This window comes from Micromonospora sp. NPDC047548 (assembly GCF_040642975.1).
Classification (GTDB): domain Bacteria; phylum Actinomycetota; class Actinomycetes; order Mycobacteriales; family Micromonosporaceae; genus Micromonospora.
This window is the reverse complement of the sequence record NZ_JBEYTI010000012.1, coordinates 18,591-31,911: the sequence shown is the minus strand read 5'-3', so window position 1 is coordinate 31,911 and position 13,321 is coordinate 18,591. Positions and strand designations below refer to the sequence as shown.

Below are 13,321 nucleotides of genomic sequence, written 5' to 3'. Positions count from 1 at the left end.
CGGAGGGCGGGGCGATGATCGGCGGGTGACAATGGTCCGATGGTCGTACCGCGCCAGCGCCAGCGCCCGCCCCGCCTGATCCGGCCCGTCCGCGAGCCGGCCACCGTCCCGCCCCCGCTGGACGGGGCCTGGGCGGCCACCGACCGGCGGCTCGACCGGATCGAGCTGCTGCCCCTGCCGCCGGGGGCGCACGGGCCCGAGGACGTGCTGATCGACCCGGACGGTCGGGTCGTCAGCGGCGACGAGGACGGCCGGCTCTGGTGGTGGCCCGCCGACGCGCCCGCCGGCACGGCCCCCCGGCTGCTCGCCGAGACCGGCGGACGACCGCTCGGCATCGAACTGGACCCGCGGGACGGCAGCCTGGTGGTCTGCGACGCGTACCGGGGGTTGCTGCGGGTCACCCCCGACGGCGGGGTGCGCGAGCTGACCGGTACCGCGCCGCCGGTGCACCTGGCCGACAACGCCACGGTGGCCCGCGACGGCACCGTGTACTTCACCGACTCGTCGGACCGCTACCCGCTCTCGCACTGGAAGCACGACCTGCTCGAACACCGCCCCAACGGGCGGGTGCTGGCGTACGACCCGCGCTCCGGGCGGACCGAGGTGGTGACCGACGGGCTCTACTTCCCCAACGGGATCGCGCTGACCCCGGACGAGTCGGCGCTGATGCTGGTGGAGACCAGCACCCACCGGCTGGTGCGGGTGGCCCTGCCCGACGGGGCGGTCACCGTGCTCACCGACCTGCCCGCGTACCCGGACAACCTGGCCGCGGTCGGCGACGGGACGTACTGGATCGCGTTGCCCAGCCCCCGACTGCCGGTCGTCGAGCGGCTGCTGCCGCATCCCCGGCTGCGCCAGTTGGTGGCGCTGCTGCCCGACGCGGTACGACCGCAGCCGCAGAAGTACGGGCTGGTCGCCCTCGTCGACGGCGAGGGGACGGTGCTGCGGACCCTGCACGGCCCCGATGGCGCCTACTGGATGATCACCGGGGTCCGGCAGCACGGCGACCGGCTCTGGCTGGGCAGCCTGGTCGGCACCGCCGTGGCGCGCGTCGACCTGACCTGACCTCCGGGCACCGGTCCCGCCGGCCGTGGCCGGGCGCGGCGGACAGGCCACGGCGTCCCGGGCAGCCACCCCGGCAGGGGCGCCGCAGTGGTCGACGGGTACCCGCCACAGGAGCACAGCACGACCGGCCCGCCGGATGGCGGACCGGTCGTACCCCCGGTCGTTCCTCCCCTGGTCTCAGCCGCCGCTGACGGACGGCGCGGGCGCGGGCGACGAGCCCCCGGCCACCGCGCCCGGATGCGGCGGGCTCATGACCGGCGCCGGCTTCAGTCCGGGCGGCACCGGCAGCGCGCTGCCCTTGACGAACTCGTCCCAGCCGGTGTTCCAGGCCGTCCAGCCGTTGCCGGCCTGCAGCGGCACCTCGGTGCCCTTCACCGTGACCAGGTCACCGACCTGGGTGATCCCCATCAGCCAGTCGGCCGCGGTGTTGGAGACGTTCGCGCAGCCGTGCGAGACGTTGGTGTAGCCCTGGTCCCCCTCCGACCACGGTGCGGCGTGGATGAACTCGCCGCCCCAGGTGAGCCGCTGCGCGTCCTCGACGTCGACCACGTAGCCGCCGTCCGGCGCACCCCGGGTGTCGAAGGTCGTCTGCTGGAACTTCTCCATGATCACCATCTTGCCGCTGGAACTCGGCGTGCTCTCCTTGCCGAGGCTCACCGGGATCTTGCGGAGCAGCTTGCCGTCCTGGAACACCGAGATCTGCTTGGTGGCGTTGTCGATGTCCAGGGCGACCTGCCGACCGATCTTCGACGCCGCCCTGCGGTCGTCGTCCCCGACGTACTGCTTGCCGATCGGCAGCCCCTCCAGCCCGGCCCGGACGCTGATATTCGTGCCCGGCTTCCAGAAGTCCGGCGCCCGGTAGTAGACCTGGGTGCCGTCCTCCAGCCACGACCAGGCGCCCGGCTGCGGCGGGTCGGTCTTCACGAACAATCGCCGTTGCACGTCCGCCCTGGCCTCTTTCGGAATTCCCGGCTCGAATGCGACGGTCACCGGCATGGCCGTGCCGTACGTCTGATTACCGGTGAAATAGAGGGTGCTGGTGATCGCCTGTTTGGTCGATTTCGCCGCCGTGACGAACGTCGTCCGTCGGACCGCCGTCCGTCCCTTGTCGCCAGACGCGGTCACCTCCGCGGTGTAGGTCCGGCCCTTCTCCAACGGAGTGCTCGGCACCCAGCTCGACCCGTCCTCCCGGGGCTCCCCCGCGACCTGTTTCCCCTTGTCGTCGGTGAGCTTGACCCCGGTGACCTTCCCACCGGTCACGCTGGTGCCGACCTCCGCGCTGACCGGGACGTCCTTCGTCCCCTCGGCGGGAGTCACCGTGACGGCTGGCCCCGCGGCTCCTCCCGCCGCCCCCGGCTTCCGGTCCGCCGTGCATCCGCCGAGGATCAGCGGTGTGGCTGCGATGGTCACCGCCAATAGCGTCAATCGCCGCCTCACATCCATATTCACCCCCCGTTTCCATTCCCCTTGGCCACATTCTGTACGGCGCTTCTCCGGCCGCGCCGCACTTTCGCGGGAAATGCTCAGAAACGGATGGGCTTTTGGTCGCCGATGTGCTCGACCGCGATTCACCGGCCCGGCCGTCCCGGATCGGGTGGCCCTGGGTGGTCCCCGTCCCCGACGTGCCGACTCCGACCTTCAGTCCCAGTCCTGGTCGCCGTGGTTACGGTCCCACCGGCCGCCGACCGGCGGAGTGTCCAACCGGGTGGGGCCGTCGCCGTTGCCGGCGAGGTCGTTGTCCTCGACCCGGCAGGCCACACAGCTGCCCCGCTCGGTGATCCACAGCCCGTGGGTCTGGGTGCGCTGGTGGTGGTTGTCCCAGACCCGGTTGCCCCGGATCGTCGCCGAGTCGAAGGGCGCGTTGATCGTGATCCCGGCCCGGGTGCGCGGCGCGTCGGGCAGCTCGTACCGCGTCCCGGGCAGCGGGGTGTCGCCGCTCCAGGCGCTGTAGGAGTCGGGGCGTACCGGGGCGAGGGTGAGCTCGGTGGCGGTGTTCGCGGCGACCGCGGCCACCCGCTCGCCGACCCGCAGCACCTTGCCCCGGTGCCCGTCCGGCGGCCAGTTCGCCGACCGGTCCACCAGCGACCTCTCGCTGTACCGGACCGTGTCGCCGCCACCGGCGGACGCCTGGCCGCACTGCCGCCCGTTGTTGCGGACCCGGTTGTTGAGCAGCATCGCGTCGGTCATCGGGCGGTCGATGCGGATCGCGTCCAGGCCGTTGCCCCAGAACTCGTTGCTCTCGATCACCACGTCCATCGCCGGGTCCTGGTAGCCCCGGCCGAGGTTGTGCTCGTGGTAGCCGTAGGCGCCGTTGCCGCTGACCCGGTTGCCCCGCACCGTGTACGGGCCGGGGGTGTTGCCCATGCTGATCCCGTCGCGGACGTTGCCGTCAATCACGCAGTCGGTCAGCAGCCCGCCCCGGCCGGCCACCCCCGCGGTGCCGTTCGCCGAGACGTCGAAGCCGGCCTCCAGATTGCCGGTCATCGTGCAGCCGGTGACGATCAACCCGTCGGCGCCCCAGTCGGAGATGCCGAACCGGTTGCCATGACTGTGGCAGCCGATGATCCGGTAGCCGCGCGGCAGCGCCCAGTGGTCCTTCTGCAGCTCCAGGAAGATGCCGTTGGTGCCGTTGCCGAGGGCGGTGCAGTTGGCGATGGTGAGCCGCTCCACGGCGCCCCAGCCGCCGACGCCGACGCCAATGCCGGCACCGCCCATCTCCTCGCCGTTGTCCAGCCGGCCGCAGCCGACCACCACCACGCCGTCGATGACGCTGTCCTGCAGGAAGTCGCACCCGAGCCCGCTCGCCGCGGTGTGGTGGATGTAGAGGTTGCGGAACACCCCGCGCACCACGTACTGGAGGCCGAGCCCCTTGGCCAGGTAGCTGTACTCGGCCATGGCCACGCCGGAACCGTCGATCTCGAAGTCGGCGAAGGTGCAGTCGGCGACGTGCCGGTCCCGGTCGGCGCCGTGCTGCAGGGTGGTCCAGAAGGCCAACGGCGTCGGGTCGGCCCGGTTGCCCTCGTTGCTCAACGTGAACCGGGTCGCGGCCGGTCCCGCCCCGACCAGCGACACCCCGCTGCGCCAGACCGTGCCGGCGTCGCGGATGGAGTAGATCCCGGGCGGGCAGTAGATCACCCGGGCCCGCCCGTCGGCGGCGCACCCGTCGCCGAGGCGGTCCACCAGGGCGGCCAGCGCCGGCTGGTCGTTGGTCACCCCGTCGCCGGTCAGCCCGTATTGATGGGCGTCGCACCACAGCGGCGCACCGGCGACGGACGGGCGACGGTACCGCACGCTGGCGGGCAGAACCTCGTACGGCACGGGTGCTCCTCTCGGCGGTCCGGTCGGTCCCCGCCGCCGTTTTCCCGGCCAACCGACCGGAAAACGCCGCCCCGCGCACCCGTGGCACCCGCGCCGGCGGACGGACGAACCGGACACCGCGCCGTCGAGCGGCGGAGCCGGCCATCCCGGCCGGCTCCGCCCTGACGCTCAGACGTTGGCGACCAGCAGGGCCGGCTGCTCGACGCAGTCGGCGACGTGCCGCAGGAAGCCGCCCGCCACGCCACCGTCGCAGACCCGGTGGTCGAAGGTGAGGCTGAGCTGGGTCACCTTGCGCACCGCGAGCTGCCCGTCGACCACCCAGGGCTTGTCCACGATCCGGCCCACCCCGAGCAGGGCCGCCTCCGGGTGGTTGATGATCGGGGTCGAGCCGTCCACCCCGAACACCCCGTAGTTGTTGAGGGTGAACGTCCCGCCGGTCAGCCGGGCCGGCGGCAGCGTGCCGGCCCGGGCCGCGGCGGTGGTCTCCGCCAGCCCGGCGGCCAACTCCCGGGTGGTGAGCCGCTGGGCGTCGCGCAGCACCGGGACGACCAGGCCCCGGTCGGTCTGCGCGGCGATGCCCAGGTGCACCCCGGCCGACTGGACGATCCGCTGACCCTCGGTGTCGACGTGCGCGTTGAGCTGCGGGAACCGTCGCAGCCCGCTGAGGCAGATCCGGGCCAGCAGGGCCAGGATGCTCACCGGCGCGTCGGGGGTGGCGGCGTTGATGGCCGCCCGCGTCTCCAGCAGCCCGGTGGCGTCCACGTCCACCCAGATGGTCACCTCCGGGATCTCCCGGCGGCTCCGGGAGAGCTTGTCGGCGATCACCTTGCGGATGCCGGTGAGCGGGATGACCACGTCCTGCCCGCCGGCCGGGGCGAGCCCGACGTGCGCGGCCGGCTGGTCCGGCACCGCCGCGAGCCGGGTGGCCGGCGCGGCCACGGCCGCCTCGACGTCGGCCCGGCGGATCACCCCGCCGGGCCCGGTGCCGTGCAGCGACGCCAGGTCCACGCCACGTTCCCTCGCCAGCCGCCGCACGATCGGCGAGATGACCAGGGCGGCCGCCCGGGCGGACGGGCCGGTCGACGTTTGCGCGCTTCCGCCGGTCGCGGCACCGCCAGCCGGGGCGCTCCCGGCGGCCGGGACCGGTTCGGCGCCCCCGCTCGGCACGGCGGTCCCGCTGGGCCTCCCGGCCGGCACCGGCACGGCGGCGATGGGCTCGGGGGCCGGCGCCAGCCGGGGTCGGCGCCGGCGCCGACCGGAGCCGGCGTGCCCGGTGCCGTACCCGATCAGCACGTTGCCGGAGCCGGCCCGCTCCTCCTCGCGGTAGGTGGCGTGCCCGGCCGGCTCGCCGCCGCCGTCCAGCGGCGCGATGGTGATCAGGGGCTGGCCGACCGGGCGGACCTCACCCGCCGCGCCGTGCAGGGCCACCACCCGGCCCGCGTACGGGCAGGGCACGTCGACGACCGCCTTGGCGGTCTCCACCTCGACCACGCTCTGGTCCACCGTGACCACGTCGCCGACCGCGACCCGCCACTCGACGATCTCGGCCTCGCTCAGCCCCTCGCCCAGATCGGGCAGGAGGAAGACCTGCGTCCGCTCGATGGTGGTCATGCGGCGCTCCCCTGGGGCAGCCAGCGCGCGTCGGGCTGGTCGTCCCACTGCAGGCGGGCCACCGTGTCCAGCACCCGGTCCACCGAGGGCAGGTGGGTGTGCTCCAGCATCGGCGCCGGGTACGGGATGTCGAGCCCGGACACCCGCAGCACCGGGGCGTGCAGGGCGTGGAAGCAGCGCTCTTGCACCCGGGCAGCGATCTCCGCGCCGACGCCGGCGAAGCCCTGCGCCTCCTGGATCACCACGCACCGGCCGGTCCGGCGCACCGAGGCGGTGACCGTCTCGTCGTCGAACGGCACGATGGTGCGCACGTCCACGACCTCCAGGTCCCAGCCCTCCTCGCGGGCGGCCTCGGCGGCCTCCAGCGCGACCGGCACCGCCGGGCCGTAGGCGACCAGGGTGGCGTCGGTGCCGGCCCGGCGCACGACCGCGCGGCCGAAGGGCGCCGTGGTCGCCGGCAGCTCCGCCTCGGCGCTGGAGAAGTAGAGCTTCTTCGGCTCCATGAACACGACCGGGTCCGGGTCGTCGATCGCCTGGCGCAGCAGCGAGTACGCGTCCTCGACGGTGGCCGGGGTGACCACCTTCAGGCCCGGGGTGTGCGCGTAGTACGCCTCGGACGAGTCGCAGTGGTGCTCGACCCCGCCGATGCCGCCGGCGTACGGCACCCGGATCACGATCGGCACGCTCAGCGCCCCGCGGGTCCGGTTGCGCAGCTTCGCCACGTGCGAGGCGATCTGCTCGAACGCCGGGTACGCGAACGCGTCGAACTGCATTTCCACCACCGGGCGCAGCCCGGACATGGCCAGCCCGACGGCGAAGCCGACGATGCCGGCCTCGGCCAGCGGGGTGTCGAAACAGCGCTTGTCGCCGAAGCGGGCCTGGAGCCCGTCGGTGATCCGGAAGACACCGCCGAGCTGCCCGACGTCCTCGCCGAAGACGATCACCCGCTCGTCGTCCAGCAGCGCGTCAGCGAGCGCGGCGTTGAGCGCCTTCGCCATGGTCATGGTGGCCATCAGGCGTCCCCTTCCTCGTCCCGGGCGGCGGCCAGCTCGGCGCGGACCTGCTCGCGCTGCTCGACCAGCTGCGGGGTCGGCTCGGCGTAGACGTGGTCGAAGAGGCTGAGCGGGTCGACCGTGGGCTGGGTGTTCATCCGGTCACGCAGGTCGGCGGCGTACGCCTCGGCCTCCTCGGCGATCGCCGCGACCGCGGCGTCGTCGAGCACCCCGCGGGCCCGCAGGTACGCGTCCAGCCGGGCGACCGGGTCGCGGTCGCGCCAGGCCTCGACCTCGTCGGCGTCGCGGTACCGGGTGGCGTCGTCGGCGTTGGTGTGCGGCTCCATCCGGTAGGTGTGCGCCTCGACCAGGAAGGGGCCGTGACCGGCGCGGGCGTGCGCCACGGCGCGGGTGAGCACCGCCAGCACCGCCACCGGGTCGTTGCCGTCGACCTGCTCGCTGGGCACGCCGTAGCCGACACCCTTGTACGACAGGGCCGGCGCGGCGGTCTGCCGGGACAGCGGCACGCTGATGGCGTACTTGTTGTTCTGCACGAAGTAGACGACCGGGGCCTTGAACACGGCGGCGAAGTTGACCCCCTCGTGGAAGTCACCCTCGCTGGTGGCGCCGTCGCCGATGAAGGCCAGCGCCACGGTGTCCCGGCCCTGGTACGACTCGCCGTAGGCCAGCCCGGCGGCGTGCACGCACTGGGTCGCGAGGGGGGTGCACTGCGGCGCGGTGTGCCGCTGCGCCGGGTCGTACCCGCAGTGCCAGTCGCCGCGCAGCAGGGTGAGCACCTCGACCGGGTCGATGCCGCGGCTGACCAGCGCCATCGACTCGCGGTAGGTGGGGAAGACCCAGTCGGTGTCGCGCACGGCGAGGATGGCGCCGACCTGGCAGGCCTCCTGGCCCCGGGAGGACGGGTAGACGGCGAGCCGGCCCTGCTTGGTCAGCGCGGTGGCCTGGGTGTCGAAGCGGCGACCGACCACCATCCGGCGGTACATCTCGCGCAGCGCCTCGACGGGCGGCTCGGGATAGTCGGCCCGGGCTGGCAGCGGGCTGCCGTCCGGGTCGAGCAGTCGGACCGGCGCCGGCTGCGGGAGCAGGCCAGCGGACGGGTCGGGCGCGGCCGGGGTGGCCGGCCGGCGGGTGCGCGGGGATGCCCTGCGGACCGCCTGGGGTGTGGTCGTCACGGCGGGGACCTCCTGGACGTGTGGTGGCCTTATGCTCCTGCTGTCGGATGATTGACTCAAGATGCGCGATGAACGTGGGATGAATGGCATCCCGAGGGGGCTGACGTGAGCCAGGAGACCAGCCCGGGGCCGGGCGCGGCAGGCGGGACGGGACGTTCGGCCGGCCCGCTGGACGAGGTGGACCGGCGGATCCTCGACGAACTGGTCCGCGACGGCCGGCTCTCCATCCGTACGCTGGCAGAACGCGTGCACGTCTCACGCACCAACGCGTACGCCCGGGTGGAGCGGCTGCTGCGCGACGGGGTGATCACCGGGTTCCGGGCGCAGGTGGCGCCGGAACCGGCCGGGCTGGGCACCTCGGCGTACATCGCGCTGACCATCCAGCAGAACACCTGGCGGGAGGTGTCGGCGGAACTGGCCCGGGTGCGCTACGTCGAACACGTCGCGCTGCTCAGCGGCGAGCACGACGTACTCGCCCTGGTCCGGGCACCGGACAACGCCACCCTGCGGGACGTGGTGCTGGACCGGGTGCAGGGCATCGCTGGTGTGCTCGCCACCCGCAGCTGGCTGGTCTTCGAGGAGTTCGCCGGCGCGCAGACCCCCTGGCGGTGACCCCTCAGCGTTCCGGCGGGGCCGCCAGCCCCTCCCGGTCGGCCAGCTCCAGCAGCGGTTCCAGGGAGAAGCGCCGCTCGTCCAGGCCGGCGTGCGGGTCGCCCCGCCCGGCGAACCGGGCCGGCATGCTCACCACGTCGAAGTCCTCGGGCCGGGCGTCGTCCAGCTCCGACCAGTCCAGCGGCGCGGACACCAGCGCCGCCGGGGTGGGCCGGATGGAGTACGCCGAGGTCATGGTGTGGTCGCGGGCCATCTGGTTGTAGTCGACGAAGACCGGCCGGTCCCGCTGCTCGCGCCACCAGGTGGTGGTGACCAGGTCGGGACGGCGGCGCTGCATCTCCCGGCCCAGCGCCAGCACCGCGCGCCGGCACTCGCCGAAACTCCACCTCGGCTCGATCGACAGGTAGATGTGCAGACCCCGCCCGCCGGTGGTCTTCGGGCAGCCGACCAGCCCCAGCTCGTCGAGGAAGGCGTGGACCTCGCGCGCCACCGGCACCACCTGGTCGAACCCGACGCCCGGCATCGGGTCGAGGTCGATGCGGAGCTGGTCGGGGCGTTCCACGTCCGCCGCGGAGACCGGCCAGGGGTGGAAACGCAGCGTCCCCAGGTTGGCCGCCCAGATGACCACGGCCAGCTCGCTCGGCGCGACCTCGTCGGCGGTCCGCCCGCTCGGGAAGGTGATGTGCGCGGTGCGGACCCAGTCGGGGGCGCCGGCGGGCAGCCGCTTCTGGTAGAAGGCGTCACCGCGGTTGTCCTGCCGGGTGCCGATCTTCGCGCCCTCGAAGACGCCGCGCGGCCAGCGTTCCAGCATGGTCGGTCGGTCCCGCAGGGCGCGCAGGATGCCGTCGCCGACGGCGAGGAAGTAGCGCACCACGTCCAGCTTGGTCAGGGCCCGCTCCGGGAAGTAGGGCTTGTCCGGGCTGGAGACCCGGACCACCCGCTCCCCGACCTGGATCTCCTCCGCCGCCGTCGCCACGCCTCACACGGTAACGGCACCGACCGACTCCCGCGCCCCGGCTCACCGGGAGTCCGCGGTGACCGGCCGAGCATCGATCCCGACTCGTCCACCGCCCGGCACGACGCCGCAGGCCGGGCTCGGCCTAGGCTGCGGGCATGGCGACGTACCTCGACGTGCATCCGGAGAACCCGCAACCGCGGACGATCAGCCGCGTGGCCGACCTCGTCCGCTCCGACGGGCTGATCGCCTACCCGACGGACTCATGCTTCGCCCTCGGCTGCCGGATGGGCAACCGGGACGGCATCGAACGGATCAGGGAGATCCGCCAGCTCGACAGCCGGCACCACTTCACCCTGGTATGCCGGGACTTCGCGCAGCTCGGCCAGTTCGTCCAGATCAACAACGCCCTGTTCCGGTCGCTGAAGGCGGCGACCCCTGGCAGCTACACCTTCATCCTGCCGGCGACGAAGGAGGTGCCGCGCCGGCTGCTGCACCCGAAGAAGAAGACCGTGGGGGTCCGCATCCCCGACCACACCGTGGTGCAGGCGTTGCTGACCGAACTGGGCGAGCCGCTGGTGTCGAGCACCCTGCTCCTGCCCGACGAGGCCGAACCGATGACGCAGGGCTGGGAGATCAAGGAACGGCTCGACCACGCGGTCGACGCGGTGCTCGACTCCGGCGAGTGCGGCACCCTGCCCACCACGGTGATCGACTTTTCGCAGGGCGAACCGGAGGTCGTCCGGCGAGGCGCCGGAGACCCGGCCCCCTTCGAGTAGGGCGACCACCGCCGGCCACGGCGTGTCCTGGAGCGCGGCGACAGGTGACTCAGGACGTCTCGGCGTCCAGCGACGGCAACGGCAGGCGCACCGCGGTGCTGTCGGCACCGTACGCCGAGTGCTGCGGTGGCGGCCGGTAGCTGTCCAGAGCGCGGGTGTGCAGACGGCCGCCCGGTCCGTTGCGGCGGGCCACCTCGCACGTCACCACACGGATCGGCGGCGGCGGTGCCCCGAAACGGCCCGGCCCCCAGCGCACCCACACCGCGACCCGGCCGGCCTCGGCCTCCGCCGCCAGCTTGTCCCAGGTACGACGCCGATCGGTGTGATCGACCTCGATGACGACGGGCGGCCCGTCCGGCCTGGCACACGCCACGTCGAGCACGGACCGCTGGTGCGACAGGGGCGGCGGCAACAACACCACGCTCGGCGCCCGACGGTAGACCCGCCAACCCTGCTCGCTCGCCCACGCGACCACGGCGTCGATGACCAGCGCCGTCACCGCGTCGGTGGTCAGCTCGACGAAGGCGAGCCGGGCGAGCGCGCGCCCGAGCGACGCCGCCAGCTCTCCGCCGTCCTGCGCGCCGTCCATCGCCGCAGGGTATCGGCCACCCGTCCGCCTCGGCACACCGCGTTCGCCGCCCGGGTCCAGACTCACCGGCACTCGGCGGTGGCCAGCAGCCGGATCTGGGCGTCCACCCAGGCCCGGACCGCCTCCTGCCCGGGCGCCGGGCCGAGGGTGGCGGCGAACGACCCGAGCGCCGCCCCGCACCGGTCCAGACCGACACCGCCGAGGGTCGCCCCGGCCGCCCGGAGCCGGTCGGCGAACCCGGTCGGCAGATGCCGCAGCCCGCCGTGGGCGGCCTGGGCGAGCAGGCCCAGCCCCGCGCGCAGCGCGGCGTCGACCGCGTCCGGCGGGTCCGCCGCCGCGCCGGCCAGCGCGCCGTCGCCGCTCCCACCCGCCAGATCGGGTACGACCACCGTCCGGTCGGCCACCACCGCGAGGGGCTCGATCACCAGCCCACCGGCGCCGCGCCGGACGGTGCCGCTGACGTACCGTGGCGAGCCGTGGGTTCCGGCGAGGACGGCGGCGAGACTGTCCAGGGCACCCGGACAGACCGACCGGTGCACCGCCGAGACGGTGGCGACGCCACCGGACGGGTCGGCCACCACGGCGTCGAGGCGCTGCTCACCGGCGGCATACCCGACGGAGGGCACCTCGGCGATCTCCACCACCCGCACCGACTCGGCGTCGGTACGCGGTCGCAGCACCCGGGGTGGCAGCTCCACCAGGGCGGCGGCCAGCGCGTCCAGGTCCCGGACCAGCAGCCCCGGCGGCAGGTCGGCCCATGAGCCGCCGCCGGGCGAGACAGTCGTACGGGCGATCCGCCCGGCGGCGAACCGGATCCGGCGGGAAGCGCTGCGCACGGCGGACTCGGTGACCACGTTGCCGGCGGCGAGCGCCCCGATCGTGCTGCCGCCGGCCCGCCGGCCGGCGATCGTGTACCCGGTGAGGCTCTCCCCCTCGACCAGCAGCCAGTCCTGCCGCAGCACCAGCACGCCCGCGCCGGCTGGATGGGCGAGGAAGACCTGCGCGGTCACCTCGCCGGCCAGCTCCCGGACCCGCGCGCCGATGCCGATCAGCCGCAGCCGGCGCAGCGGCGTCTCGGCGGGCTCGTCGGTGCCGAGCACCCGCTGCATCGGGCTGGCGCCCCGGTTCACCACCGCACGTCGGCGGGCGGGCAGCTCCGCGAGGACCTCGGCGAGCACCTCCGGCCGGTAGCGGGCGCTACGGCCGGCGTACGCGTCGAGCTGCGCGGCCAACTCATCCAGGGCGAGCAGCGGCCAACGCAGCCCGGCGGCGTCCAGGTCGCGGCGGGCGGCGGCGACGCCGACGGCCGCCCCGGCGCCGGTGTGCACCGCCCCGGCCAGCAGCACCTCGCCGGCCAACGCGACCGCCCGGTCCAGTACCGCGTGGTCGACCTCGGACGTGCCGCCGACCCTCACCTGGGCCTCCCGCCGGCCCGGCTGCTCCCGGTCGGCCACCCGGTACGCCCACACGGCCAGCGCGACCGCCGCTGCGCCGCCGTCGGCCGCGTCGGCGTGCGCGAAGGCGATCTGATGCGGCACCAGGAACCGGACCGTGCCCGATGGCAGCTCCACCTGCGGCACCGGGTCGGCGGCCGTGGGCCGGCGGACCAGGGCGGTGTAGCCGCGCCGGCGCAGTCGGCGGGCGACGGCCAGCGCGGCGGCGCCGACGGCCTCGGCGAGCGCCTCGTCGGTGACGTCACCGGGCGACCACATCTCGACCCCGGCCGGTCCCGCCGACGCGACCGCCGAGGTGGGGCCGGCCGGCTGGCCGGCTTCACGCGGGGCGGGAGCCGCAACCGCTCCGCCGTCTGGCCCGACTTTCGGCGGCGAGCCCACGTCGGCCGCACCGGCTGCTCCTACCGGCGCGTCGGGGGCCGAGGCGGTCGCGCCGGGCGGTGTGCCGGTGACGCCCGCCGGCACGGTGGTCGCACCGTGCTGTCGCTGGTAGGCCAGGACGAGGACCAGCAGGTGCCGGCAGATGCCCGCCGCCCCACACGAGCAACTGCCCGCGCCCAGTCCCCCGGCCGCCGGCAGGCTGCTGCGCACACCGTCGGGGTGGGTGGCGTGGACGGTGCCGTCCCCGGCGGTGGTGAGGGCGGGCGACTCGCCGCCGTCCACCGCCTTGCCGGCCCGTTTGACCAGGCCCCGGTTGGTGAGGGTGGCGAGCACCTCCGGGGTGAGCGCCAGCAGGTCGGTACGGGTCACGGC

At 74.3% G+C, this 13,321-nt stretch carries 11 protein-coding genes; 3 read left to right on the top strand and 8 right to left on the bottom strand.

Translation table 11 applies throughout. The features are described 5' to 3' along the window. The first annotated feature begins 39 nt into the window (after window positions 1-39). A complete protein-coding gene (locus ABZ807_RS14990; RefSeq protein ID WP_357156947.1) occupies window positions 40-1,065 on the top strand; it encodes an SMP-30/gluconolactonase/LRE family protein in 1,026 nt (341 codons plus the stop codon). A 177-nt stretch (window positions 1,066-1,242) separates the two neighbouring features. On the opposite strand, the gene ABZ807_RS14985 is transcribed toward ABZ807_RS14990, so the two are convergent. The 5 genes from ABZ807_RS14985 to pdhA all read right to left on the bottom strand — a co-directional run bounded on the left by ABZ807_RS14985 (window position 1,243) and on the right by pdhA (window position 8,212). Continuing rightward, window positions 1,243-2,508: an Ig-like domain-containing protein gene (locus ABZ807_RS14985; protein ID WP_357157382.1), complete on the bottom strand. Its 1,266-nt coding sequence runs from the start codon at window positions 2,506-2,508 to the stop codon at window positions 1,243-1,245. A gap of 195 nt (window positions 2,509-2,703) precedes the next feature. Further along, window positions 2,704-4,383: a right-handed parallel beta-helix repeat-containing protein gene (locus ABZ807_RS14980; RefSeq protein ID WP_357156944.1), complete on the bottom strand. Its 1,680-nt coding sequence runs from the start codon at window positions 4,381-4,383 to the stop codon at window positions 2,704-2,706. Window positions 4,384-4,551: 168 nt separating this feature from the next. Then, window positions 4,552-5,994, bottom strand: a complete 1,443-nt coding sequence (locus ABZ807_RS14975) for a dihydrolipoamide acetyltransferase family protein (RefSeq protein WP_357156941.1) — start codon at window positions 5,992-5,994, stop codon at window positions 4,552-4,554. Beyond that, the gene (locus tag ABZ807_RS14970) at window positions 5,991-7,007 is read right to left on the bottom strand and encodes an alpha-ketoacid dehydrogenase subunit beta (protein WP_357156938.1); all 1,017 of its coding nucleotides are present in this window, start codon (window positions 7,005-7,007) and stop codon (window positions 5,991-5,993) included. The genes ABZ807_RS14975 and ABZ807_RS14970 overlap by 4 nt, the downstream gene beginning before the upstream one ends. Next, complete coding sequence (gene pdhA, locus ABZ807_RS14965) at window positions 7,007-8,212, bottom strand: pyruvate dehydrogenase (acetyl-transferring) E1 component subunit alpha (RefSeq protein WP_357157379.1); 1,206 nt, start codon at window positions 8,210-8,212, stop codon at window positions 7,007-7,009. Before pdhA ends, ABZ807_RS14970 begins: the two co-directional genes overlap by 1 nt. Window positions 8,213-8,284: 72 nt before the next feature. On the opposite strand from pdhA, the gene ABZ807_RS14960 reads away from it, so the two are divergent. Next, window positions 8,285-8,791 (top strand): Lrp/AsnC family transcriptional regulator, encoded by a 507-nt coding sequence (locus ABZ807_RS14960; RefSeq protein WP_357156935.1) that lies wholly within the window; start codon window positions 8,285-8,287, stop codon window positions 8,789-8,791. A gap of 4 nt (window positions 8,792-8,795) precedes the next feature. Here the strand turns inward: ABZ807_RS14960 and ABZ807_RS14955 are convergent, their stop codons facing one another. Next, a complete protein-coding gene (locus ABZ807_RS14955; RefSeq protein WP_357156932.1) occupies window positions 8,796-9,767 on the bottom strand; it encodes a DNA primase small subunit domain-containing protein in 972 nt (323 codons plus the stop codon). Window positions 9,768-9,904: 137 nt separating this feature from the next. Here ABZ807_RS14955 and ABZ807_RS14950 point away from each other — a divergent pair, with 137 nt between their 5' ends. Beyond that, on the top strand, window positions 9,905-10,525 hold the full coding sequence (locus ABZ807_RS14950) for an L-threonylcarbamoyladenylate synthase (RefSeq protein ID WP_357156929.1): 621 nt from the start codon (window positions 9,905-9,907) through the stop codon (window positions 10,523-10,525). A 49-nt stretch (window positions 10,526-10,574) separates the two neighbouring features. On the opposite strand, the gene ABZ807_RS14945 is transcribed toward ABZ807_RS14950, so the two are convergent. Together ABZ807_RS14945 and ABZ807_RS14940 are read right to left on the bottom strand one after the other, a co-directional pair. Next, window positions 10,575-11,114 carry a hypothetical protein gene (locus ABZ807_RS14945; protein WP_357156926.1) on the bottom strand — a complete coding sequence of 180 codons (540 nt, stop codon included), beginning with the start codon at window positions 11,112-11,114 and terminating at the stop codon, window positions 10,575-10,577. A gap of 62 nt (window positions 11,115-11,176) precedes the next feature. Further along, complete coding sequence (locus tag ABZ807_RS14940) at window positions 11,177-13,318, bottom strand: hypothetical protein (protein ID WP_357156923.1); 2,142 nt, start codon at window positions 13,316-13,318, stop codon at window positions 11,177-11,179. Window positions 13,319-13,321: the final 3 nt, after the last annotated feature.